Origin of the sequence: Enterobacter cloacae complex sp. ECNIH7 (assembly GCF_002208095.1) — a bacterium.
Lineage (GTDB): Bacteria > Pseudomonadota > Gammaproteobacteria > Enterobacterales > Enterobacteriaceae > Enterobacter > Enterobacter cloacae_M.
Genome location: NZ_CP017990.1, coordinates 3,581,765 through 3,605,788, shown reverse-complemented (window position 1 = coordinate 3,605,788; position 24,024 = coordinate 3,581,765). Strand labels below are relative to the sequence as shown.

Below are 24,024 nucleotides of genomic sequence, written 5' to 3'. Positions count from 1 at the left end.
ACTTTAGCGGTAAGGCCCAGGTCAAACGTGGAGAAATAAAGGAGATAATGTAAATTATCATGCGCTTTTTCCTGCGCGTCCTCCTTTACCGTTATTTACCCGTTAACGGCGCGTGCGCCGGGAACGTCACGCTGACCAGCGTGCCGCCGTTTTGCGGCTGCGAGAAGTGCAGCATCCCGCCGAGCCGTTGCGCGCGTTCGCGCATAATGTTCAGCCCATAGTGTCCCGGCGGCTCGCTGGCTTCGCCAATCCCGATGCCGTTGTCACGAATGCTGACGCTGTGCGTACCGTCCATGGCGGTCACGCAGCTGACGGTGATCTCGCTGGCCTGCGCGTGCTTAATGGCGTTCAGCACGGCCTCACGCACGATCTGCAGCAAATGCACCTGCTTTTGCGCGTCCAGCGCCAGCGAGGAGAGACGGCAGTCGAGATGCAGCTTCGCCTGCGTCTGGCTCTTAAGGACGTCGAGAGACTCCTGCAGCGCCGCGGGTAAGTTCGCGTGGTTCAGCGTCAGGCGGAAGGTGGTGAGCAGCTCGCGAAGCTGCTGCCAGGCATTGTTCAGCTCGCGGGAGAAGTCGGTGATGATGGTCTGCGCCGGGATATTTTCCTCGGGCACTGCGCGTTTGAGCAGCGCAAGCTGAATGCGCAGATATGACAGGACCTGCGCCAGCGAATCGTGCAGCTCGCGGGCAATAGTGGCGCGCTCTTCCATCAGCAGCAGCTGCTGGTAATGTTTTTGCGCCTGGTTAAAGTACAGCCCGCGCCCGAGCATGGTCGCCACGCTTCTCATCAGCGGAAGGGGAACGCTGTCCGTCTCGCTTTGCCAGCGCAGCTCGCCATAAAGGGTGTCCTGCATCAGTACCGGCAGGTGCTGCAGAGGAATGCCATGTGACTCCGTCCCTTCAGACAGCCGCCAGTCGTCGCTGGTGCGCAGTTCGAGATAATTCATCTGCGTATAGTCATGGACAATCTGCAGGATATGCCGGAAGCAGTGGCTGTCTATCTGGCCGGTATTCAGCGCCTGAGAGCATTTGAACAGCATGTCGAGCTGCTGGTGGGCTTCATGCAAATGCCGCGTCTTTTCCGCGACCGAGGCTTCGAGCGAACGGTAGAGCGTAGCCAGTTCGGCGGACATGTGGTTGAAGGAGCGGGAGAGTTGGCCCAGCTCGTTCGGCAGGGCGGTATCCGGCGCCGGGGTTGTAAATTCGCCACGCTCAACCCGTTCGCTGGCCGCAACCAGATTGTTAAGCGGCAACACCACCTGGCGACGGATGCGTCGCAGGGTAAACAGCGTCAGCAGCAGGATCCCGAGAGCGCCCGCCAGCGAGAGCAGGGTCACCGTCTGAATTTTATGTTCGGTGTAGTGCTGAAGGGCGAGCACAAAGGCATCAATGCGGCCGACAAAATCCTCAATATGGGTTTGATACCACGCGCTGTCGCCGCGGGCGATGCGAGCATCCATTTCCAGCCACGCCACGTGCAGCTGCTGGTAGCGCGCTTTTACATCGTCCGGGACGTACCAGCGGTTCAGCTTCTGCAGGGCAGGCGCGTTCAGCGTCCGTTGCCAGCTGTCGCGATGCGCGGCAAGGGAAGGGCTGTTGCGCTGCATCTCGTAGCCCAGACGATAGCTCTGCATGCGCAGCGAACCCGCGATATTAATGGCTTCGGCGTCACGCTGGCTGCTGGCAAGCGTCAGCAGCGCGACGGTGCTGGTCAGCACGGATAAGGCAATTATCGAAAAGAAAGCCCAGGCAAGGCTTCCGGAAACGGGTCGTTTGACGGTCACAGAACGGCTCTCTGAATAAAATTGATCTGCTACAGGTTCACTGTAAATAATTCGGCATTCCGGGCATTTGAACATTGCCCGATCGCGCCGTGATGCGTAAATACCATATTCATATAAAGAATAAGGTTATTGAACCAAAAACAGGTGTGGTTATGAATCGTTTTATTATGGCTAACAGCCAGCAGTGCATCGGGTGTCGCGCCTGCGAAGTGGCCTGCGTGATGGCGCACAACGATGAGCAGCACGTCCTGAGCGAGCGCCATTTTCATCCCCGTATTACGGTCCTGCGAGCCGGCGAGAAGAGTAGCCCCGTCACCTGCCATCAATGTGAAAAGGCGCCCTGCGCGCAAAGCTGCCCGAACGGCGCCATCAGCAAATGCGATGACAGCGTACAGGTGAATCAACAAAAATGCATCGGCTGTAAAGCCTGCGCGGTGGCCTGCCCGTTTGGCACGATGGAGATTATCGTCACCCCGCTCGACAGCGGCGGCGTGAAGGCCTCGGCGAATAAATGCGATCTCTGTCTGACGCGGCCACGCGGCCCGGCCTGTATCGTAAATTGCCCTGCAGACGTTCTCTCCCTGGCGACGCCTGCTGTCCTTGATAATCTGGCAAAATCGCGCCGCCAGCGCACGGCCTGCCTGGAAGCGCAGCCCTGGCATGCGGAGGCCGTCAGAGAAGACGCTTCGCGCACCAAACTGCAGCAGATGCAAACAACCCCGCCACGCGGCGAGCCCGATAAACTCTCTGCCGCAGAGCGCGTGGGCCATTTTAACGAAATTTACCTGCCGTTTCGGGCCGAACAGGCCGCCCGCGAGGCGTCGCGCTGCCTGAAATGCGGCGAGCACAGCATTTGCGAATGGACCTGCCCGCTGCATAACCACATCCCGCAGTGGATCGAGCGCCTCAACGCGGGGGATATCGCCGGCGCGGTCGAGCTTTCTCATCAGACCAACTGTTTACCTGAAATTACCGGTCGCGTCTGTCCGCAGGACCGATTATGCGAGGGCGCTTGTACAATACGTGACGAGGCGGGGTCCGTGACCATCGGTAACATCGAGCGCTATATCTCCGATCGCGCGCTGGCGATGGGCTGGCGGCCGGATATGTCCGCCGTCACGCCGACAGGTAAACGTGTCGCGATCGTCGGCGCCGGGCCCGCCGGGCTGGCGTGCGCCGACGTGCTGGCGCGCCGCGGAGCGAGCGTGACGGTCTATGACCGGCATCCGGAAATTGGCGGATTGCTGACCTTTGGCATCCCGGCATTCAAGCTGGACAAATCGCTGCTCGCGAGGCGCAGAGAGATATTTACCGCGATGGGGATCCGCTTCGAGCTGAACTGCGAGGTGGGTCAGGACGTGTCGATGTCTCAGTTAAAGCAGGATTACGACGCCCTGTTTATTGGCGTGGGAACCTATCGCTCGATGAAGGCAGGTATCCCGCACGAGGACGCGCCTGGGGTCTATGACGCGCTGCCTTTCCTGGTGGGCAACACGCGACACGTTATGGGGCTGGAGGCGACGGCCAGCGAACCGTTCATCGACACCCATGGCTTAAACGTGGTGGTGCTTGGCGGCGGCGATACCGCGATGGACTGCGTCCGCACCGCGTTACGCCACGGCGCGGCGAAGGTAACCTGCGCCTATCGTCGGGATGAGGCCAACATGCCGGGCTCGAAGAAAGAGGTGAAGAACGCCCGAGAAGAGGGCGCGGCGTTTGAATTTAACGTTCAGCCGGTTGAGCTGACGCTGGATCCGAACGGTAAGGTCAACGGTATCCGGATGCTGCGTACCGAGCTCGGTGAACCGGACGCGCAGGGACGGCGTCGGCCCGTTCCGGTAGCGGGCAGCGAGTTCGTGATGGCGGCAGATGCGGTCATCATGGCGTTTGGTTTTAACCCGCACGCGATGCCGTGGCTGCAGGCGCAGGGTGTCGAAACGGATGACCGGGGGCGGATCGTTGCTTCGGTTGAGAGCCGCTACCGTTATCAGACGACTAACCCACAGATCTTCGCCGGAGGCGATGCGGTACGCGGTGCGGATCTTGTGGTGACCGCAATGGCGGAAGGACGTCATGCGGCGCAGGGGATACTCGACTGGCTTGGAGTTAACGCGCCAAAACATCATTAAACCGGCGGGCGACAAAGCGGGATTCACGGCGTAGTATAGGACGACTCATTGTGTTGTGGAGCCCGTATGACCCTGAAAATTGACGTTATCAAAGACAAAATTCTTTCTGAAAACTACTTTGTCCTGCGTAACATCACCTATGACCTTACGCGTAACAACGGTGAGGTGATCCGCCACAAACGCGAGGTCTACGACCGCGGCAACGGGGCAACCATTCTGCTCTATAACCGTGAAAAGCAGAGCGTGGTGCTGATCCGTCAGTTCAGGGTGGCGACATGGGTTAATGGCAACCCTGACGGACGTCTGATTGAAACCTGCGCGGGCCTCCTCGATGATGATGAGCCGGAAGTTTGTATCCGCAAAGAGGCCGTGGAAGAAACCGGCTTCGAAGTGGGCGAGGTCAAAAAGGTCTTCGAGCTGTTTATGTCGCCGGGCGGCGTAACGGAAATTGTGCATTTCTTCATCGCGGAATACAGCGACGCGCAGCGCACTCACCGCGGCGGTGGCGTGGAGGATGAAGATATCGAAGTGCTGGAGCTTCCTTTTGCCCGGGCGCTGGAGATGATGCGTTCAGGCGAAATCAGGGATGGTAAAGCGGTGATATTACTGCAGTATTTACAGACAACCGGGCTGATGAACACCACTTTCGAACGGATATAGCCTGTTTTTCGGGTATATCTGATAAATCCGATTGAGCAGCCCCGTCGGGAACACGAAGATACTGCCCAGTTAAGCGTTTTCGTTCCGGGATTGTGTCATTCATGCGCTACAGCGTCTTTTTGTTTTACCTGTTTTGTGTGCTCCTCGCGCCGCAGGTGCGGGCTGCACCTGCCCAGCAAGCCTTCTCCGACTGGCAGGTAACCTGCAATAACCAGAATTTTTGCCTCGCACGCAATACCGGTGAACACCGTGGTCTGGTCATGACGCTCACCCGTAGCGCCGGGGCGAAAACGGACGCCACGCTGCGTATCGATCTCGGCGGTCTTGATGCGCCCTCGGTCAAAGAGCCAGAGATTGCCCCCCGACTGCTGCTGGATAACGTTCCCCTGAAGCTGGACAAACAGCGCTGGCAGCTCACGCCCTGGCATCTGAAAACGGACGATGCGGCCACCATCACCGCCTTTCTGAAAAACATCCAGGAAGGGAAGGCCCTGACCCTGCGCGACGGTAAGCAGGTTATTTCACTGAGCGGTCTGAAAGCCGCGCTGCTGTTCATTGATGCGCAGCAAAAGCGCGTCGGTAGCGAAACCGCGTGGATCAAGAAAGGTGACGATCCGCCGTTAAGCGTTCCGCCTGCTCCCGCCCTTAAAAAGGTGGCGGTCGTCAACCCGACCCCGACGCCGCTCTCCCACGCCGAACTGAACGACCTGCTGGACTATGGCACCGGGCGGATGAACGCCAGCCAGTGCTCGCTGGATCCTAACCGTCGGGAAGTACGCGTCACCGCGTTAACCGATGACAAAGCGCTGCTGATCGTCAGCTGCGAGGCGGGGGCCTATAACACGGTCGATCTGGCGTGGCTGGTATCGCGTAAAAAACCGTTCACCGCACGCAGCGTCAGGCTGCGTCTGCCGTTTACGCCGTCAGGCGACGGGAGCGAAATGGAGTTGATGAACGCCAGCTTCGATGAAAAGACGCGCGAGCTGACAACGCTCGCGCTGGGGCGCGGTTTGGGCGATTGCGGGATCCAGACGCGCTGGCGTTTTGACGGCCAGCGTTTCCGCCTGGTGCGGTACGCCGAGGAGCCCAGCTGCGACAACTGGAACGGGCCAGATGCCTGGCCCACGCTATGGATCACGCGGTAGTTTTATGCCGGGTGGCGCTGTTGCTTACCCGGCCTACGGTTTGGCGGTTTTGTAGGCCGGGTAAGGCGTAGCCGCCACCCGGCAACGCACACCGCACTAAATCACGCTCAGCGCCTTCTCCACCACGTTCTCAACGGTAAAGCCGAAGTACGGGAACAGCTTATCGGCAGGGGCGGATTCACCGTAGCCCCGCATGCCGACAATCGCCCCTTTGAGCCCGACATACTTGTACCAGTAGTCGGCAATACCGGCTTCCACCGCTACGCGAGCCGCGACGCTGGACGGCAGGACCGATTCACGATACGCCTCGTCCTGGGCATCAAAAATATCCGTTGAGGGCAGGGACACCACGCGCACCGCGTGTCCTTCGGCAGTCAGTTTCTCCGCCGCTTTCACCGTAATTTCCACCTCGGAGCCGGTCGCAATCAGGATCACGTCCGGCTTGCCGCCGCTGTCCTTCAGGATGTAGCCGCCGCGGGCGATGTTCTTCACCTGCTCCGGGGTTCGCTCAATCTGCGCCAGGTTCTGGCGTGACAGAATCAGTGCCGTTGGGCCATTGTGGCGTTCTACCGCCAGCTTCCAGCCCACCGCCGCTTCGACCTGATCGCACGGACGCCAGGTGCTGAAGTTCGGCGTCAGACGCAGGCTTGCCAGCTGTTCAACCGCCTGGTGCGTAGGCCCGTCTTCCCCCAGCCCGATGGAGTCATGGGTGTAGACCATAATCTGCCGCGCCTTCATCAGTGCCGCCATGCGCGCCGCGTTGCGGGCGTACTCGACGAACATCAGGAAGGTGGCGGTATACGGCACAAACCCGCCGTGATGGGCGATGCCGTTGGCAATGGCGGTCATCCCGAACTCGCGCACGCCGTAGTGGATGTAGTTCCCGGCAATGTCCTCTTTAAGCGATTTTGAGCCCGACCAGATGGTCAGGTTACTCGGTGCCAGGTCCGCCGAGCCGCCGAGCAGTTCGGGCAGAAGAGGGCCGATTGCGTTGAGGGTATTTTGCGACGCCTTGCGGGTGGCGATTTTCGCCGGGTTGGACTGCAGGTTTTCAATCAGCGCCTGGGTTTTATCGTCCCAGTCCTCCGGCAGGCCGCCGCTCATGCGGCGGGAGAACTCGGCGGCGAGATCCGGGTGCGCTTTTTTGTAGGCGGCAAACTTCTCGTTCCAGGACTGCTGGGCCTTTTCACCCGCCTCACGGGCATCCCAGGCTCTGTAGATCTCTTTGGGGATCTCAAACGGCGGATATTTCCAGCCCAGCTTTTGCCGGGTCAGCGCGACTTCCTCCTCGCCCAGCGCCGCGCCGTGCGCCTCCTCTTTGCCCGCCTTGTTCGGCGAGCCGAAGCCGATGACCGTGCGGCAGATAATCAGGGACGGTTTGTCCTTCACGCTCTGCGCTTCCTGAATCGCTTTTTTCACCGCCTCAGGGTCGTGGCCATCGATCTCGTGCACCACGTGCCAGTGATAGGCTTCAAAGCGTTTTGCCGTGTCGTCGGTAAACCAGCCTTCGGTCTCCCCGTCGATGGAGATGCCGTTGTGATCGTAGAAGCCAATCAGCTTGCCGAGCCCCAGCGTGCCCGCCAGGGAGCAGACCTCATGGGAAATCCCCTCCATCAGGCAGCCGTCACCCATAAACACGTAGGTATAGTGGTCGACAATTTCGTGGTCCGGCTGGTTAAACTGCGCCGCCAGCGTGCGTTCGGCAATTGCCAGCCCAACCGCATTGGCCAGCCCCTGACCGAGCGGCCCGGTGGTGGTCTCCACCCCTGGCGTATAGCCAATCTCAGGGTGCCCCGGCGTTTTGGAGTGCAGCTGGCGGAAGTTTTTCAGCTCCTCAAGCGGCAGATCGTAGCCGGAAAGGTGCAGCAGGCTGTAGAGCAGCATTGAGGCGTGACCGTTGGAGAGAATAAAGCGGTCGCGATCGTACCAGGTCGGGTCATTGGGGTTGTGCTTCAGAAAGTCGTTCCACAGCACTTCGGCAATATCAGCCATGCCCATCGGCGCGCCGGGGTGGCCGGAATTGGCTTTTTGCACGGCATCCATGCTGAGGGCGCGAATGGCATTGGCTAGCTCTTTACGGGACATAGTTCACTCCGTGGCAAGGTTAAAGTTTGGCGGCGAGAAGATCTTCAAGTTTGCGCTGGTCGACGGCGAACTGGCGGATGCCGTCCGCCAGTTTTTCCACGGCCATGGCGTCCTGATTGTGCTCCCAGCGGAACTCCGCTTCGGTCATGGATTTTGGTTTTGGCAGAACGGTGGAGGTCGGCACCAGCTTGCGTATCACCGTTTCTTCTTTGTCCTGTAGCTCCTGAAGCAGGTTAGGGGAGATGGTCAGACGGTCGCAGCCTGCCAGGGCGAGGATCTGCTCGGTACGGCGGAAGCTGGCCCCCATCACGATGGTTTCGTAGCGGTGCTGTTTGTAGTAGTCGTAGATATTACGGACCGATTTCACGCCCGGATCCTCTTCCACCACGTATGGATCCATCGGCTGTTTCGCCTGATACCAGTCGTAGATGCGCCCGACAAACGGCGAGACGAGGAACACACCCGCCTCAGCGCAGGCGCGCGCCTGGGCAAACGAGAACAGCAGCGTCAGGTTGCAGTGGATGCCTTCTTTCTCCAGCACCTCTGCCGCGCGGATGCCTTCCCAGGTGGAGGCCAGCTTGATCAGAATGCGTGATTTATCGATCCCCTGCTCCTCGTACAGTTCCACCAGGCGGCGGGCTTTGTTAATGCTTTTTTCTTTATCAAACGAGAGGCGGGCGTCGACTTCGGTCGAGACGCGGCCCGGGATGCTTTTAAGAATTTCCGCACCAAAATTAACCGCCAGCTTGTCGCTGGCTTCGGCGACCTGCTGCTCCTGCGTTTTCCCGCGCTGTTTACCGTAGGCAATGGCGTCATCAATCAGATGGCTAAAATGGGCAAGCCCGGCCGCTTTGAGCAGTAGCGAAGGGTTGGTGGTCGCGTCCTCCGGCTGATAGTGGCGAATCGACTCGATATCGCCGCTGTCTGCAACCACGGTGGTGAATTTTTTGATGCCGTCTAGCTGGTTCATAAATGATTACTCCTTGGAAATAAAAGAGTTAGATGAGTGCGTTAGTTCACACTTCTGAAAAAATCATGATGGACTTAACAAAAAAGCATAGCAGACGGGGGAGGCATTGCTTTTGAGACGGGTAACATGGCTGTTATAAATTGATAACAATTTTTAATGTGTGATGGTGAGAGTTTGGCTGCCTTCAAAGTTTAGGAGGCGGCCTGAGGCGATACTAGGCGGCACACCAGGGTGTGCATCAGGATCGCTTACGTCACCCTTTTGACCGATACGTGAAAGGAAAAATAAGATGGATGAGCAGTTGAAACAGAGTGCCCTCGATTTTCACGAGTTTCCTGTCCCGGGGAAAATCCAGGTCTCCCCAACCAAGCCGCTGGCAACCCAGCGCGATCTGGCGCTGGCCTATTCGCCGGGCGTGGCTGCACCGTGTCTGGAAATCGAAAAAGACCCGCTGGCGGCCTACAAATACACCGCGCGTGGCAACCTTGTCGCCGTGATCTCTAACGGCACGGCGGTGCTGGGGCTGGGCAACATCGGCGCGCTGGCTGGTAAGCCGGTGATGGAAGGGAAGGGGGTACTGTTCAAGAAATTCGCCGGTATCGACGTGTTCGATATCGAGGTGGACGAACTCGATCCTGACAAATTCATCAACGTGGTGGCCGCGCTGGAGCCGACCTTCGGCGGGATCAACCTGGAAGACATCAAAGCGCCGGAATGTTTCTATATCGAGCAGAAGCTGCGCGAGCGTATGAACATTCCCGTGTTCCACGATGACCAGCACGGGACCGCGATTATCAGCACCGCCGCGATTCTGAATGGCCTGCGCGTGGTAGAGAAAAATCTCTCCGACGTGCGCATGGTGGTCTCTGGCGCAGGCGCCGCGGCCATCGCCTGTATGAACCTGCTGGTGGCGCTGGGTATGCAGAAACACAACATTGTGGTCTGCGACTCCAAAGGCGTTATCTATAAAGACCGCGAGCCGAACATGGCGGAAACCAAAGCGGCGTACGCGGTCGACGACGACGGTAAACGCACCCTGGACGACGTGATTGACGGCGCGGATATCTTCCTCGGCTGCTCCGGTCCGAAAGTACTGACCCAGGAGATGGTGAAGAAGATGGCGCGTGCGCCAATGATCCTGGCCCTGGCGAACCCTGAGCCGGAAATCCTGCCGCCGCTGGCGAAAGCGGTGCGTGAAGACGCCATCATTTGTACCGGCCGTTCGGACTACCCGAACCAGGTCAACAACGTGCTCTGCTTCCCGTTCATCTTCCGCGGTGCGCTGGACGTCGGCGCAACGGCGATCAACGAAGAGATGAAGCTCGCCGCCGTTCACGCAATCGCGGAGCTGGCGCACGCCGAGCAGAGCGAAGTGGTTGCCTCTGCCTACGGCGATCAGGATCTGAGCTTCGGCCCGGACTACATCATTCCAAAACCGTTCGACCCGCGTCTGATTGTTAAAATTGCGCCAGCCGTTGCCAAAGCGGCGATGGACTCCGGCGTGGCGACGCGTCCGATCCACGATTTCGACGCGTACGTCGATAAGCTCACCGAGTTCGTCTATAAAACGAACCTGTTCATGAAGCCGATCTTCTCCCAGGCGCGCGCCGACGCGAAGCGCGTGGTGCTGGCGGAAGGGGAAGAGGCGCGCGTGCTGCACGCCACCCAGGAGCTGATCACCTTAGGCCTGGCGAAGCCGATCCTGATTGGTCGTCCGAGCGTGATTGAAATGCGTATCCAGAAGCTGGGCCTGCAGATTAAGCCGGGCGTCGACTTCGAGATCGTGAACAACGAATCCGATCCGCGCTTCAAAGAGTACTGGAGCGAATACTACGCGATCATGAAGCGCCGGGGGATCACCCAGGAGCAGGCGCAGAAAGCGGTGATCAGCAACACGACGGTGATCGGCGCGATCATGGTGCATCGCGGCGAGGCGGACGCGCTGATCTGCGGCACAATCGGCGATTACCACGAGCACTTTAGCGTGGTGCAGGAGATCTTCGGCTATCGCGACGGCGTCCATACCGCCGGGGCGATGAACGCGCTGCTGCTGCCAAGCGGCAACACCTTTATTGCGGATACTTACGTTAACGACGATCCGACCCCGGACGAGCTGGCGGAAATCACGGTGATGGCCGCCGAGACCGTGCGTCGCTTTGGTATCGAGCCGAAGGTGGCGCTGCTGTCGCACTCTAACTTTGGTTCGTCTAAATCCGCGGCGGCCTGCAAAATGCGTCAGACGCTGGAGCTGGTGCGCGAGCGTGCGCCGGAGCTGATGATTGACGGGGAAATGCACGGCGATGCCGCGCTGGTGGAAAGCATCCGTAACGAACGTATGCCGGACAGCCCGCTGAAGGGATCGGCCAATATACTGATTATGCCGAACGTGGAAGCGGCGCGTATCAGCTATAACCTGCTGCGCGTCTCCAGCTCTGAAGGGGTGACCGTAGGACCGGTACTGATGGGCGTAGCGAAACCGGTGCATGTGTTAACGCCGATTGCCTCCGTGCGCCGTATCGTGAATATGGTGGCGCTGGCGGTGGTTGAGGCGCAGACGCAGCCGCTGTAATTTTTACCCTCACCCTAACCCTCCCCCAAAGGGAGAGGGGATAAGGGCTACACCCAATCCCGAACCTGAATAAACTCACGCAAGGCAGCCTCCGGGCTGCCTTCTTTTGGTTCGTAACAGTACTCCCAGCGCACCAGCGGCGGCATCGACATCAGAATCGACTCCGTGCGCCCGCCGGTCTGCAGGCCGAACAGCGTCCCGCGATCCCATACCAGGTTGAACTCCACGTAGCGCCCGCGGCGGTAAAGCTGGAACTCGCGCTCGCGCACGCCGTAATCGGTATTTTTACGACGCTCGACAATCGGCAGATAGGCGTCGGTGTAGCCTTCGCCTACCGCGCGCATAAAGCTGAACGCGGTATCAAAATCAGGCGCGTTGAGATCGTCAAAGAACAGCCCGCCGATGCCGCGCTGCTCGTCGCGGTGCTTCAGGTAAAAGTAGTCATCGCACCACTTTTTGAATTTCGGGTAGACGTCTTCGCCAAACGGCAGGCAAAGGTCCCGCGCGGTGGTGTGCCAGTGCACGGCATCCTCTTCGAAGCCGTAGTAGGGCGTTAAATCGAAACCGCCGCCGAACCACCAGACCGGGTCGGCGCCCGGTTTTTCCGCAATGAAAAAGCGCACGTTGGCATGGCTGGTGGGCACGAACGGGTTGTGCGGGTGCACTACGAGCGAGACGCCCATCGCCTCGAAGCTGCGGCCCGCGAGTTCAGGACGATGCGCCGTCGCAGACGCGGGCATGGCGTCGCCGTGAACGTGGGAAAAATTCACGCCCGCCTGTTCGAAGATGCCGCCGTTACGCAGCACCCGGCTGCGCCCGCCGCCACCGGCCTCGCGCTGCCAGGTATCTTCCTGAAATTCACCGCCGTCTGCGGCGGCCAGTTTCTGGCAGATTTCATCCTGCAGCTGAAGCAGGAAGGTTTTGACCAGTTGAGCATCGGGTTTCATCAACGTTTCCTGGAGTGCGCTTTTTGGTTATCGAACCAGTTGAAGTAACTGATAATGCCGGAGGCGATGGCGTTGGCGATCTTCTGACGAAACGCCGTGGTGCCGAGGAGCCGCTCTTCTTCCGGGTTGGTAATAAAGGACGTTTCCACCAGCACGGACGGGATGGACGGCGATTTCAGCACCACGAACGCCGCCTGCTCGGTGCTTTTGCTGTGCAGGCGGTGCACCGGCTTAATCCGCTTGAGGATATGCGAGCCGAGCGTCAGGCTGTTTTTAATCGTATCCGTCTGCACGAGGTCGAACAGCACCTGCTGTAGAAGATGATCTTTGTCAGTGGCTTTCTTCCCGGCGACTTCATCCGCCCGGTTTTCGCGGTCGGAGAGGTATTTTGCCATGGCGCTACTGGCGCCACGGTTGGAAAGCGCAAACACCGAGGCGCCGGCCGCGGAAGGGTTGGTAAAGCCGTCGGCGTGGATCGACATAAACAGATCCGCACCGTGCTGGTGGGCGATCTCAACGCGGTCATACAGCGGAATAAAGGTGTCGCCAGAGCGCGTCAGACGGGCGTCAATGCCGTTGCTGCGTAAAATTGCGCGCACGTTTTTTGCAATTGCCAGCACGACGTGTTTTTCTTTCGACCCGTTTTTGCCGATGGCGCCGGTATCAATACCGCCGTGGCCCGGGTCGAGCATCACCAGGCGCTTCGCGCCCGGCTTTTTGGTTTTCGGTTTGCTGTGTCCGTTACTGGTTTTGAGCGTGCTCTCGTCTTTTGCCTGAGCCTGCTTTGCGATGCCCGTTAACGTTAAGGCCGCCAGCCCCGCTTTGAGAACCTGACGACGCGATGTGAGTGCTTTTAATGGTTTGAATGTGCTCATGCGGCCTGAATACTAAAAAATGGGGTCCTGGTGTTATATCGTATCGTGTTTCCCGTTACGACAGTCCATATTGATAATTGTTTTACTTTTCATTTCAATACGTGACAAAGTGACATTATGCCAAATTTTGGCGAGATTTTCCCCGGTTATTGGCGAAAGGCAAGCTTCGCGCCATAATCACTGTTTTTAAACCCGAAAAGGCGGTTAATACCATGGAGATACGCGTTTTTCGCCAGGAAGATTTCGAAGAGGTGATCACCCTTTGGGAGCGCTGCGATCTGCTGCGTCCGTGGAACGATCCGGAAATGGATATCGAACGTAAGGTGAATCACGACGTCAGTCTGTTTTTGGTCGCGGAAGTCAACGGCGAGGTTGTGGGAACGGTCATGGGCGGTTATGACGGTCACCGCGGCTCGGCCTATTATCTGGGCGTCCACCCCGAATACCGTGGCCGCGGCATCGCCAATGCGCTGCTGAACCGGCTCGAGAAGAAGCTGATCGCCCGTGGCTGCCCGAAAATCCAGATCATGGTGCGGGAAGATAACGACGTGGTGCTGGGCATGTATGAGCGCCTGGGCTACGAGCACTCCGACGTGCTGAGTTTAGGAAAGCGTCTGATCGAAGATGAAGAGTACTGAGATCCACCCGGCAGACTATGACGCGCAGGGCCGCGTCAGGCTGCCCTTTTTATTCTGGTGCGTTCTGCTGCTCCAGGCCCGGACCTGGGTGCTGTTTGTGATGGCTGCCGCGTCGCGCGGGCAGGGCGACACGCTGCTGAATCTCTTTTATCCCGATCATGACGCCTTCTGGCTCGGCTTGCTGCCGGGCGTACCGGCGGTGGTCGCTTTTTTATGCAGCGGACGACGGCATGCGATCCCCCGTTTTTGGGGCGCGCTTCGCTGGCTGCTGGTCCTCGCCCAGGTTGCGCTGCTCTTCTGGCAGCCGGTACTCTGGTGGTACGGTGAACCGCTGACGGGCACCGGCGTTGCGCTGGTGGTTGCCGATATTGTGGCCCTGCTGTGGCTGCTGACCAACCCGCGTCTTCGCGCCTGTTTTGCGCATCAGGATGATTAATCCGGCACTTTTTGCCGATGTCGCACTCCAACAAGCGTTGATTTAACAAGAAAGGACGTTTCAATGAAATCGCTGCGTTTATTTTTATGCGCTCTCCCGCTGGCGTTGACCGGCTGTTCGACGCTCTCCTCCATTAACTGGTCCGCCGCGTATCCGTGGAACTGGTTTGGCTCATCAACGGAAGTGACCGAGCAGGGCGTGGGGAAAATTACCGCCGCGACGGCGCTGGATCAGGACGCTATTCAGGATGCGCTCAGCGGCGATTACCGCCTGCGCAGCGGCATGAAAACGGAGAATGGCAATATTGTTCGCTATTACGAAGCGCTGAAGGGTGACAAGCTTGCGCTGGTGATCAACGGTGACAAAGGCACCGTAAACCGTATCGCTGTGATGGATGAAGATATTCCGACGGCGAGCGGTGTAAAAGTGGGTACGCCGTTCAGCGAACTTTATAAGCAGGCTTTTGGCAACTGCACCAGCCTGCCGTCTGACGACAAAGTCGCGGTGGAATGTAAGGCTGAAGGCAGCCAGCACATCAGCTATGTCTTCACCGGAACCTGGAGCGGTCCGGAAGGACTGATGCCGTCTGACGACACGCTCAAGAGCTGGAAAGTGAGCAAAATACTCTGGAAGCAGTAATTTGCGCCTGAACAAACCGCCTCGCTGAAATCCGGGTATAATAGCCGCCATCAATGCCACGCTGACGTGGCATCTTTATTTCAGGAGGAGCGATGTCTCAGGTTCAGAGTGGCATTTTGCCAGAACATTGCCGCGCGGCGATTTGGATTGAAGCCAATGTTAAAGGGGACGTGGATGCCCTGCGTGCGGCCAGTAAAGCGTTTGTTGATAAGCTGGCAACCTTCCAGGCCAAATTCCCGGAAGCCCACCTCGGCGCCGTTGTTGCCTTTGGCAATAACGTCTGGCGTCAGCTGAGCGGTGGCGAAGGGGCGGAAGAGCTGAAAGACTTCATCCCTTACGGCAAAGGTCTGGCTCCGGCAACTCAGTACGACGTGCTGATCCATATTCTCTCCCTGCGTCACGACGTGAATTTCTCCGTTGCCCAGGCGGCAGTAGCGGCTTTTGGCGACAGCATTGAGGTGCAGGAAGAGGTTCACGGCTTCCGCTGGGTGGAAGAGCGCGATCTGAGCGGCTTCGTCGACGGCACCGAAAACCCGGCGGGTGAAGAGACGCGTCGCGACGTGGCGGTGATCAAAGACGGCGTGGACGCGGGCGGCAGCTACGTGTTCGTGCAGCGCTGGGAGCACAACCTCAAGCAGCTTAACCGCATGAGCGTGCACGATCAGGAGATGATGATTGGCCGCACTAAAGAAGCCAACGAAGAGATCGACGGCGACGACCGTCCAGTAACCTCTCACCTGACCCGCGTTGACCTCAAAGAAGACGGCAAAGGGCTGAAGATTGTCCGCCAGAGCCTGCCGTACGGCACGGCAAGCGGCACGCACGGCCTCTACTTCTGCGCCTACTGCGCGCGCCTGTATAACATCGAGCAGCAGCTGCTGAGCATGTTCGGCGATACCGACGGCAAGCGCGACGCCATGCTGCGCTTCACCAAACCGGTGACCGGCGGCTATTACTTTGCGCCGTCCGTTGAGCGTCTGCTGGCGCTGTAATGTCCTTTCTCCCTCTCCCTGCGGGAGAGGGCTGGGGTGAAGGCATCAGGCCTCACCCTTATTCCCTTTTCTGCTTCTAAATCACCAAACGGTATATAAAACCGTTACTCCTTTCATCCCCGTTATAAATATTATGACTATAAGATAGTCATCACATTTATAAGGGTGCGCAATGGCCGTTACTGTACTGAAAAAAGGAACTCTGGCGCTGGCAGGTTTACTGCTGGTGGCACAGGCGCAGGCGACTGAACTGTTAAACAGTTCGTATGACGTCTCCCGCGAGCTGTTTGCCGCCCTTAATCCCCCGTTTGAACAGCAGTGGGCGAAAGACAATAACGGCGACAAGCTTACCATCAAGCAGTCCCACGCCGGATCGTCCAAGCAGGCGCTGGCGATTTTGCAGGGCCTGAAAGCGGATGTGGTGACCTACAACCAGGTGACTGACGTGCAGATCCTGCATGACAAAGGCAAGCTCATCCCGGCGGACTGGCAGAGTCGTCTGCCGAACAACAGCTCCCCGTTCTATTCCACCATGGGCTTCCTGGTGCGTAAGGGCAACCCGAAGAATATCCACGACTGGAGCGACCTGGTGCGTTCCGACGTGAAGCTGATTTTCCCGAACCCAAAAACCTCCGGTAACGCTCGCTACACCTATTTAGCCGCGTGGGGCGCGGCCGACAAGGCTGACGGTAATGATAAAGCCAAAACCGAGCAGTTCATGACCCAGTTCCTGAAAAACGTCGAAGTGTTTGATACCGGCGGCCGCGGGGCGACCACGACCTTCGCGGAGCGTGGTCTCGGCGACGTGCTGATCAGCTTTGAATCGGAAGTGAATAACATCCGCAAACAGTACGAAGCGCAGGGCTTCGAGGTCGTTATCCCGAAAACCAACATCCTGGCCGAGTTCCCGGTGGCGTGGGTGGATAAAAACGTGCAGGCAAACGGTACCGAGAAAGCGGCAAAAGCCTATCTCAACTACCTGTACAGCCCGCAGGCGCAGACCATCATTACCGATTACTACTACCGCGTGAACAACCCGGACGTAATGAACAAGCTGAAAGATAAGTTCCCGCAGACCGATTTGTTCCGCGTGGAAGATCATTTCGGCTCCTGGCCTGATGTGATGAAAACGCATTTTGCCAGCGGCGGTGAGTTAGACAAACTGCTGGCGGCGGGGCATAAGTAATGTTTGCAGTTTCGACAAAACGCGTGCTGCCGGGCTTTACCTTGAGCCTCGGGACAAGCCTGCTGTTCGTCTGCCTGATCCTGCTGTTGCCGCTCAGCGCGCTGGTGATGCAGCTTGCTCAGATGAGCTGGGCGCAGTACTGGGACGTGGTCACCAACCCGCAGGTGGTGGCGGCCTACAAGGTGACGCTGCTGTCGGCGTTTGTTGCCTCCATTTTTAACGGCGTGTTTGGCCTGCTGATGGCGTGGATCTTAACCCGCTATCGCTTCCCGGGCCGCACGCTGCTTGACGCCCTGATGGATCTGCCGTTTGCGCTGCCGACGGCGGTGGCAGGCTTAACCCTCGCGTCGCTCTTCTCTGTGAACGGGCTGTACGGCGAGTGGCTGGCGAAATTTGATATCAAAGTGACCTACACCTGGCTCGGTATCGCGGTGGCGATGGCCTTTACCAGCATCCCGTTTGTGGTTCGTACCGTGCAGCCGGTGCTGGAAGAGTTGGGTCCGGAATACGAAGAAGCGGCGGAAACGCTGGGTGCCACGCGCTGGCAGAGCTTCCGCAAGGTGGTTCTGCCGGAACTCTCTCCGGCGCTGATGGCGGGCGTTGCGCTGTCGTTTACCCGCAGCCTCGGTGAGTTCGGCGCGGTGATTTTTATCGCCGGGAACATCGCCTGGAAAACGGAAGTCACCTCGCTGATGATTTTCATCCGTTTGCAGGAGTTTGATTATCCGGCGGCGAGCGCGATTGCCTCGGTGATCCTGGCGGCCTCGCTGCTGCTGCTGTACTCGATTAACACTCTGCAAAGTCGCTTTGGTCGACGTGTGGTAGGTCACTGATGGCGGAAGTTACGCAATTGAAGCGATACGATGCACCCCGCATCAACTGGGGCAAATGGTTTCTGATTGGCGTGGGCGTGCTGGTTTCCGCCCTCATTCTCGTCGTGCCGACGGTTTATATCTTCGTCCAGGCGTTCAGCAAAGGGCTGATGCCCGCGCTGGAAAATCTGGCGAACCCGGATATGCTGCATGCCATCTGGCTGACGGTGCTGATTGCGCTGATCACCGTGCCGGTGAACCTCGTGTTCGGGACCCTGCTGGCCTGGCTGGTAACCCGCTTTAACTTCCCGGGACGTCAGCTGCTGCTGACCCTGCTGGACATTCCTTTCGCCGTATCGCCGGTGGTGGCGGGTCTGGTGTACCTGCTCTTTTACGGCTCCAACGGTCCGTTGGGCGGCTGGCTGGACGAGCATAACCTGCAGATCATGTTCGCCTGGCCGGGCATGGTGCTGGTCACCATCTTCGTGACCTGTCCGTTTGTGGTGCGTGAGCTGGTGCCGGTGATGTTAAGCCAGGGGAGCAACGAAGACGAAGCGGCGGTGCTGCTGGGCGCTTCCGGCTGGCAGATGTTCCGCCGCGTGACGCTGCCGAACATTCGCTGGGCGCTGCTTTACGGCGTGGTGCTGACCAACGCCCGTGCGATCGGTGAGTTTGGTGCCGTGTCCGTCGTCTCCGGCTCCATCCGGGGTGAAACCCTGTCGCTGCCGCTCCAGATTGAGCTGCTGCAGCAGGACTACAACACCATCGGCTCGTTTACTGCCGCAGCGTTGCTGACGCTGATGGCCATTTTGACCCTGTTTTTGAAGAGTGTGGTGCAGTGGCGTTTAGAAAATCAGGAAAAACGTCAGCATCAGGAGGGAAATCATGAGCATTGAGATTGCCAATATTAAGAAGTCTTTTGGTCGCACCCAGGTGCTGAATGATATCTCGCTGGATATCCCTTCCGGACAAATGGTGGCGCTGCTGGGGCCGTCCGGCTCGGGCAAAACCACGCTGCTGCGTATTATCGCCGGGCTTGAGCATCAGACCAGCGGGCACATCCGCTTTCACGGCACCGACGTGAGCCGCCTGCACGCCCGCGATCGTAAAGTAGGATTTGTATTCCAGCATTACGCGCTGTTCCGCCACATGACCGTGTTCGACAACATCGCGTTTGGCCTGACCGTGCTGCCGCGTCGCGAACGTCCGGATACGGCAACCATTAAGGCCAAAGTGACCAAACTGCTGGAGATGGTGCAGCTGGCGCATCTGGCGGACCGTTTCCCGGCCCAGCTTTCCGGCGGGCAGAAACAGCGCGTGGCGCTGGCGCGCGCGCTGGCCGTTGAGCCGCAAATTCTGCTGCTGGATGAACCCTTCGGCGCGCTGGATGCGCAGGTGCGTAAAGAGCTGCGCCGCTGGCTGCGTCAGCTGCATGAAGAGCTGAAATTCACCAGCGTCTTCGTGACCCACGATCAGGAAGAGGCGATGGAAGTTGCGGATCGCGTGGTGGTCATGAGTCAGGGCAACATTGAGCAGGTTGACGAGCCAGAGCAGCTCTGGCGTGAACCGGCGACCCGCTTCGTGCTGGAGTTTATGGGCGAGGTAAACCGTCTTCAGGGTACTATTCGCGGTGGACAGTTCCACGTGGGCGCGCACCGCTGGCCGCTGGGCTATACCTCCGCGCATCAGGGGCCGGTCGATCTGTTCCTGCGTCCGTGGGAAGTGGACGTGAGCCGCCGAACCAGCCTGGATTCACCGCTGCCGGTGCAGGTGCTGGAAGCTAGCCCTAAAGGTCACTACACCCAATTGGTGGTACAGCCGCTGGGCTGGTATACCGAGCCGCTGACCGTGGTCATGCGCGACGACGTGCCGCCGCACCGTGGCGAGCGCCTGTTTGTCGGGCTGCAGCACGCCCGTATTTATCACGGGAAGGAGCGCATCGAGACGCGCGAGGATATTGCTCTGGCGGAGTCAGCCTGATAGGTTAATGCGTATGTTTTTCGCCCGGTGGCGTAATGCTTACCGGGCTTTTTATTGAGCAAAAATCGTGAATACACTCGAACACACCATCGGCAACACTCCTCTGGTCAAGCTTCAGCGCATGGGGCCAGACAACGGCAGTGAAATCTGGGTCAAACTCGAAGGCAATAACCCAGCGGGGTCGGTGAAAGACCGCGCGGCGCTGTCGATGATTGTCCAGGCCGAAAAACGCGGAGAAATTAAGCCTGGCGACGTGCTCATAGAGGCCACCAGCGGCAACACCGGTATCGCCCTGGCGATGATTGCGGCGCTGAAAGGCTACCGCATGAAGCTACTGATGCCGGACAATATGAGCCAGGAGCGCCGCGCCGCGATGCGTGCCTACGGGGCCGAGCTGATTCTGGTGACCAAAGAGCAGGGAATGGAAGGTGCGCGCGACCTGGCGTTAGAAATGGCCGAGCGCGGCGAAGGTAAACTGCTGGATCAGTTCAACAACCCGGACAACCCGTACGCGCACTACACCACCACCGGCCCGGAAATCTGGCAGCAAACCGACGGGCGTATCACCCATTTTGTCTCCAGCATGGGCACCACCGGCACCATTACCGGGGTATCACGTTTTCTGCGCGAGCAGGAAAAAGCCGTCACCATCGTTGGCCTCCAGCCGGAAGAGGGGAGCAGCATTCCGGGCATTCGCCGCTGGCCGGCGGAGTATATGCCCGGCATCTTTAATGCGCAGCTGGTGGATCAGGTGCTGGATCTTCACCAGCGCGAGGCGGAAAATACCATGCGTGAGCTGGCCGTGCGCGAAGGTATCTTCTGCGGCGTCAGCTCGGGCGGCGCGGTAGCGGGTGCGATTCGGGTAGCGCAGGCAAACCCGGGTGCCGTAGTGGTGGCGATTATTTGCGATCGCGGCGATCGCTATCTGTCTACCGGCGTCTTTGGTGAAGAGAGTTATTCGCAGGGGGCGGGGATTTAAGCGTCATGGAGATGATTCTATTCCGGGATAACACCCGGGCGCAGCAAACCGACATTGTCGCCGTGCAGTCGCAGGTGGTTTACGGCAGCGTGGGGAACAGCATTGCGGTACCGAATATTCGTACCCACAGGCTGAACGTTACCGCCGTGCCGACGGTACTGTTTAGCAACACGCCGCACTACGACACGTTTTATGGTGGGGTGATCCCCGACGAGTGGTTCAGCGGCTATCTTAAGGCACTGGAAGAGCGCGACATCCTGCGCGAGCTTAAAGCGGTCACCACCGGCTATATGGGCAGCGCCAGCCAGATCGTCCTGCTGGCTCAATGGCTGAAGGCGGTCAAAGCGCAGCATCCTGACCTGCTGGTGCTGGTCGACCCGGTTATCGGCGATATCGACAGCGGTATGTACGTGAAGCCTGAGATCCCGCAGGCGTATCGGGAACACCTGCTGCCGCTGGCGCAGGGGATCACGCCAAACGTCTATGAGCTGGAAGTGTTAAGCGGCAAACCGTGCCGTACGCCTGAGAGCGCCATCTCTGCGGCGCAGGGACTGCTCTCCGACAGCCTGAAATGGGTGGCGATCACCAGCGCGCCGGTGGCCGATGACCCGGAAAACATCCACGTAGTGCTGGTGACGAATGAAGGCGTGACCGTCAGCGCGCATCCGCGCGTAGAAACCGATCTGAAAGGGACGGGCGACCTGTTCTGTTCAGAGCTGGTGAGCGGAATTGTTGAGGGGAAAACCGTTGCCGACGCCATTCGCATGGCCGGCGATCGGGTGACTGATGTGATGCTCTATACCCAGTCGAAAGGCTACGACGAGCTTATCCTACCGGCATAAACAAAAATGGCGCCCGAAGGCGCCATTTTTCTGTGCGGCAAGAATTACTTCTTGATGCGGATAACCGGGGTTTCACCCACGGTGACGCTGCCAGACAGTTTGATCAGTTCTTTGATTTCGTCCATGTTGGAGATAACAACCGGCGTCAGGGTAGACTTGGCTTTTTCTTCCAGCAGTGGCAGATCGAATTCAATTACCGGGTCGCCAACTTTAACACGCTGGCCTTCTTCCGCGATACGTTTGAAGCCTTCGCCTTTCAGTTCAACGGTGTCGATACCGAAGTGAACGAACAGTTCGATACCGCTATCAGATTCGATAGAGAACGCATGGTTGGTTTCAAAAATTTTACCGATGGTGCCGTCAACTGGAGCAACCATTTTGTTGCCAGTTGGTTTGATAGCAATGCCATCACCAACGATTTTCTCAGCAAACACTACATCCGGCACGTCTTCGATGTTGACGATCTCGCCGGAGAGCGGAGCAACAATCTCAATAGTTCCGGAGTCTTTCTTATCATCAGAAACCAGAGATTTCAGTTTATCGAACAAACCCATGATCTTCTCCTAAGCAGTAATTTGGGCCGCATCTCGTGGATTAGCAGATTGTTTTTTCTTCAATGAACTTGTTAACCAGCGTCATTAACTCGTCCGTTGTCGGTTGAGCAAGAGCCTGCTCTGCTAACACCTTCGCATCTTCGAAGTTCGTGTTACGGATAATCTTCTTAATGCGCGGGATGGAAATGGCGCTCATAGAGAATTCGTCCAGACCCATACCCAGCAACAGAAGTGTAGCACGTTCGTCGCCTGCAAGCTCACCACACATGCCAGTCCATTTACCTTCTGCATGAGAAGCATCAATAACTTGCTTGATCAAGTTCAGTACGGACGGTGACATTGGCTGGTAGAGATGTGAAATCATATCATTACCACGGTCAACTGCCAGGGTGTACTGCGTTAAATCATTGGTGCCGATACTAAAGAAATCAACTTCTTTGGCTAAATGACGCGCAATGGTCGCCGCCGCAGGTGTTTCCACCATCACGCCGATCTCGATTGACTCGTCAAACGCTTTACCTTCGTCGCGCAGTTCCTGTTTGTAGATTTCGATCTCTTTCTTCAGTGCACGCACTTCTTCAACAGAGATGATCATCGGGAACATGATGCGCAGTTTACCGAAAGCAGACGCACGCAGGATCGCGCGAACCTGGTCACGCAGGATCTCTTTACGATCCATCGCGATACGGATTGCACGCCAGCCCAGGAACGGGTTCTCTTCTTTCGGGAAGTTCATGTACGGCAGCTCTTTGTCGCCACCGATGTCCATGGTACGGACGATAACCGCCTGAGAGCCGCAGGCTTCAGCCACGGCTTTGTAGGCAGCAAACTGCTCTTCTTCCGTTGGCAGCGCGTCGCGGTCCATGAACAGGAATTCTGTACGATAGAGACCGACGCCTTCCGCACCGTTGCGCTCAGCGCCATCAACGTCGCGGACGGTACCGATGTTTGCGCACACTTCTACCTGATGGCCGTCCAGGGTGATGGCTGGCAGGTCTTTCAGCTTAGCGAGTTCCGCTTTTTCAGTCGCAACCTGCTCCTGAACCGCGCGCAGTTTATCGATCTCTTCATTAGTTGGGTTGACGTAAACCAGATTGTTTACGGCATCCAGAATCAGATAGTCGCCGTTTTTCACCTGAGAGGTGACGCTACCGGTACCCACGATGGCAGGCAGTTCCAGAGAGCGCGCCATGATAGAGGTGTGGGAAGTACGGCCACCCGCGTCGGTGATGAAACCGAGGACCTTTTTCAGGTTCAGCTGTGCGGTTTCAGACGGAGTGAGGTCAGCGGCAACCAGGATGACTTCATCCTGAATCGCGCTCAGGTCGATGATGGCCAGACCCAGGATGTTGCGCAGCAGGCGCTTACCGATGTCACGTACGTCAGCCGCACGCTCTTTCAGGTATTCATCATCCAGTTCTTCCAGGGCAGTTGCCTGACCTTCGATAACTTCATGCGCAGCCGCGTCGGCCGTCATGCCTTTATCTTTAATCAGGGCTATGATTTCCTGCTCCAGCTCCTCATCTTCGAGCAGCATGATGTGCCCTTCGAAGATGGCTTCTTTTTCTTCACCGAAAGTTTCGCCAGCTTTAGTTTTGATTGCTTCCAGTTGCGCAGATGCCTTGGCACGACCGCTCAGAAAACGTTCAACTTCCTGATCAACCTTGTCGGCAGAAATTTTTTTCCGGTCGATGACGATCTCGTCTTCTTTCAGCAGCAGTGCTTTGCCGAAAGCGATACCCGGGGATGCTAAAATGCCTGAAATCATAACCCTACCTTACTTGTGACTGATATTTAAAA

21 protein-coding genes are annotated in these 24,024 nt (G+C 58.0%); 14 read left to right on the top strand and 7 right to left on the bottom strand.

The annotated features are described in order from the left end of the window. Window positions 1-91: 91 nt before the first annotated feature. Entirely contained in the window at window positions 92-1,786 is a 1,695-nt protein-coding gene (gene narQ / locus WM95_RS17730) for a nitrate/nitrite two-component system sensor histidine kinase NarQ (RefSeq protein ID WP_063408114.1), read from the bottom strand. A gap of 152 nt (window positions 1,787-1,938) precedes the next feature. Between narQ and aegA the strand changes: the two genes are divergently transcribed. The 3 genes from aegA (at window position 1,939) to WM95_RS17710 (ending at window position 5,720) form a co-directional block, all read left to right on the top strand. Beyond that, a complete protein-coding gene (gene aegA / locus WM95_RS17720) occupies window positions 1,939-3,915 on the top strand; it encodes a formate-dependent uric acid utilization protein AegA (protein WP_088544907.1) in 1,977 nt (658 codons plus the stop codon). 66 nt (window positions 3,916-3,981) lie between these two features. Then, window positions 3,982-4,575: a GDP-mannose pyrophosphatase NudK gene (gene nudK / locus WM95_RS17715; protein ID WP_023308745.1), complete on the top strand. Its 594-nt coding sequence runs from the start codon at window positions 3,982-3,984 to the stop codon at window positions 4,573-4,575. A gap of 101 nt (window positions 4,576-4,676) precedes the next feature. Next, window positions 4,677-5,720 (top strand): DUF1176 domain-containing protein, encoded by a 1,044-nt coding sequence (locus tag WM95_RS17710; RefSeq protein ID WP_023308744.1) that lies wholly within the window; start codon window positions 4,677-4,679, stop codon window positions 5,718-5,720. A gap of 96 nt (window positions 5,721-5,816) precedes the next feature. Here the strand turns inward: WM95_RS17710 and tkt are convergent, their stop codons facing one another. Together tkt and tal are read right to left on the bottom strand one after the other, a co-directional pair. After that, on the bottom strand, window positions 5,817-7,805 hold the full coding sequence (gene tkt, locus WM95_RS17705) for a transketolase (protein ID WP_045399745.1): 1,989 nt from the start codon (window positions 7,803-7,805) through the stop codon (window positions 5,817-5,819). Between the two features lie 19 nt (window positions 7,806-7,824). Further along, window positions 7,825-8,775 carry a transaldolase gene (gene tal, locus WM95_RS17700; protein WP_063408678.1) on the bottom strand — a complete coding sequence of 317 codons (951 nt, stop codon included), beginning with the start codon at window positions 8,773-8,775 and terminating at the stop codon, window positions 7,825-7,827. Window positions 8,776-9,064: 289 nt separating this feature from the next. Here tal and maeB point away from each other — a divergent pair, with 289 nt between their 5' ends. Next, a complete protein-coding gene (gene maeB, locus WM95_RS17695; protein ID WP_023308741.1) occupies window positions 9,065-11,344 on the top strand; it encodes an NADP-dependent oxaloacetate-decarboxylating malate dehydrogenase in 2,280 nt (759 codons plus the stop codon). A gap of 47 nt (window positions 11,345-11,391) precedes the next feature. Here maeB and hemF read toward each other — a convergent pair whose 3' ends face one another. Then, window positions 11,392-12,291, bottom strand: a complete 900-nt coding sequence (gene hemF, locus WM95_RS17690; RefSeq protein WP_023308740.1) for an oxygen-dependent coproporphyrinogen oxidase — start codon at window positions 12,289-12,291, stop codon at window positions 11,392-11,394. Then, window positions 12,291-13,166, bottom strand: a complete 876-nt coding sequence (gene amiA / locus WM95_RS17685; protein ID WP_047652635.1) for an N-acetylmuramoyl-L-alanine amidase AmiA — start codon at window positions 13,164-13,166, stop codon at window positions 12,291-12,293. The genes hemF and amiA overlap by 1 nt, the downstream gene beginning before the upstream one ends. 212 nt (window positions 13,167-13,378) lie before the next feature. Between amiA and WM95_RS17680 the strand changes: the two genes are divergently transcribed. From WM95_RS17680 to pdxK, 10 genes are all read left to right on the top strand, one after another. Next, on the top strand, window positions 13,379-13,804 hold the full coding sequence (locus WM95_RS17680) for a GNAT family acetyltransferase (protein WP_023308738.1): 426 nt from the start codon (window positions 13,379-13,381) through the stop codon (window positions 13,802-13,804). Next, window positions 13,791-14,240, top strand: coding sequence for a DUF2919 domain-containing protein (locus tag WM95_RS17675; protein WP_023308737.1), 450 nt, complete (start codon window positions 13,791-13,793; stop codon window positions 14,238-14,240). Before WM95_RS17680 ends, WM95_RS17675 begins: the two co-directional genes overlap by 14 nt. Before the next feature lie 63 nt (window positions 14,241-14,303). After that, window positions 14,304-14,879 (top strand): RpoE-regulated lipoprotein, encoded by a 576-nt coding sequence (locus WM95_RS17670; RefSeq protein WP_023308736.1) that lies wholly within the window; start codon window positions 14,304-14,306, stop codon window positions 14,877-14,879. 92 nt (window positions 14,880-14,971) lie between these two features. Then, window positions 14,972-15,871, top strand: a complete 900-nt coding sequence (locus WM95_RS17665; RefSeq protein ID WP_045355354.1) for a Dyp-type peroxidase — start codon at window positions 14,972-14,974, stop codon at window positions 15,869-15,871. 172 nt (window positions 15,872-16,043) lie between these two features. Beyond that, window positions 16,044-17,057: a sulfate ABC transporter substrate-binding protein gene (locus WM95_RS17660; protein ID WP_023308734.1), complete on the top strand. Its 1,014-nt coding sequence runs from the start codon at window positions 16,044-16,046 to the stop codon at window positions 17,055-17,057. Beyond that, the gene (gene cysT / locus WM95_RS17655) at window positions 17,057-17,890 is read left to right on the top strand and encodes a sulfate/thiosulfate ABC transporter permease CysT (protein ID WP_004123378.1); all 834 of its coding nucleotides are present in this window, start codon (window positions 17,057-17,059) and stop codon (window positions 17,888-17,890) included. Before WM95_RS17660 ends, cysT begins: the two co-directional genes overlap by 1 nt. Beyond that, the gene (cysW, locus tag WM95_RS17650; protein WP_063408677.1) at window positions 17,890-18,765 is read left to right on the top strand and encodes a sulfate/thiosulfate ABC transporter permease CysW; all 876 of its coding nucleotides are present in this window, start codon (window positions 17,890-17,892) and stop codon (window positions 18,763-18,765) included. Before cysT ends, cysW begins: the two co-directional genes overlap by 1 nt. Further along, entirely contained in the window at window positions 18,755-19,849 is a 1,095-nt protein-coding gene (cysA, locus tag WM95_RS17645) for a sulfate/thiosulfate ABC transporter ATP-binding protein CysA (protein ID WP_023308732.1), read from the top strand. The genes cysW and cysA overlap by 11 nt, the downstream gene beginning before the upstream one ends. A 67-nt stretch (window positions 19,850-19,916) precedes the next feature. Continuing rightward, a complete protein-coding gene (cysM, locus tag WM95_RS17640) occupies window positions 19,917-20,828 on the top strand; it encodes a cysteine synthase CysM (protein ID WP_032643539.1) in 912 nt (303 codons plus the stop codon). 5 nt (window positions 20,829-20,833) lie between these two features. Beyond that, entirely contained in the window at window positions 20,834-21,670 is an 837-nt protein-coding gene (gene pdxK / locus WM95_RS17635; protein ID WP_063408676.1) for a pyridoxine/pyridoxal/pyridoxamine kinase, read from the top strand. A gap of 44 nt (window positions 21,671-21,714) precedes the next feature. On the opposite strand, the gene crr is transcribed toward pdxK, so the two are convergent. After that, complete coding sequence (crr, locus tag WM95_RS17630; protein WP_003861316.1) at window positions 21,715-22,224, bottom strand: PTS glucose transporter subunit IIA; 510 nt, start codon at window positions 22,222-22,224, stop codon at window positions 21,715-21,717. Between the two features lie 40 nt (window positions 22,225-22,264). Beyond that, window positions 22,265-23,992: a phosphoenolpyruvate-protein phosphotransferase PtsI gene (ptsI, locus tag WM95_RS17625; RefSeq protein ID WP_023332954.1), complete on the bottom strand. Its 1,728-nt coding sequence runs from the start codon at window positions 23,990-23,992 to the stop codon at window positions 22,265-22,267. Between the last annotated feature and the right edge of the window lie 32 nt (window positions 23,993-24,024).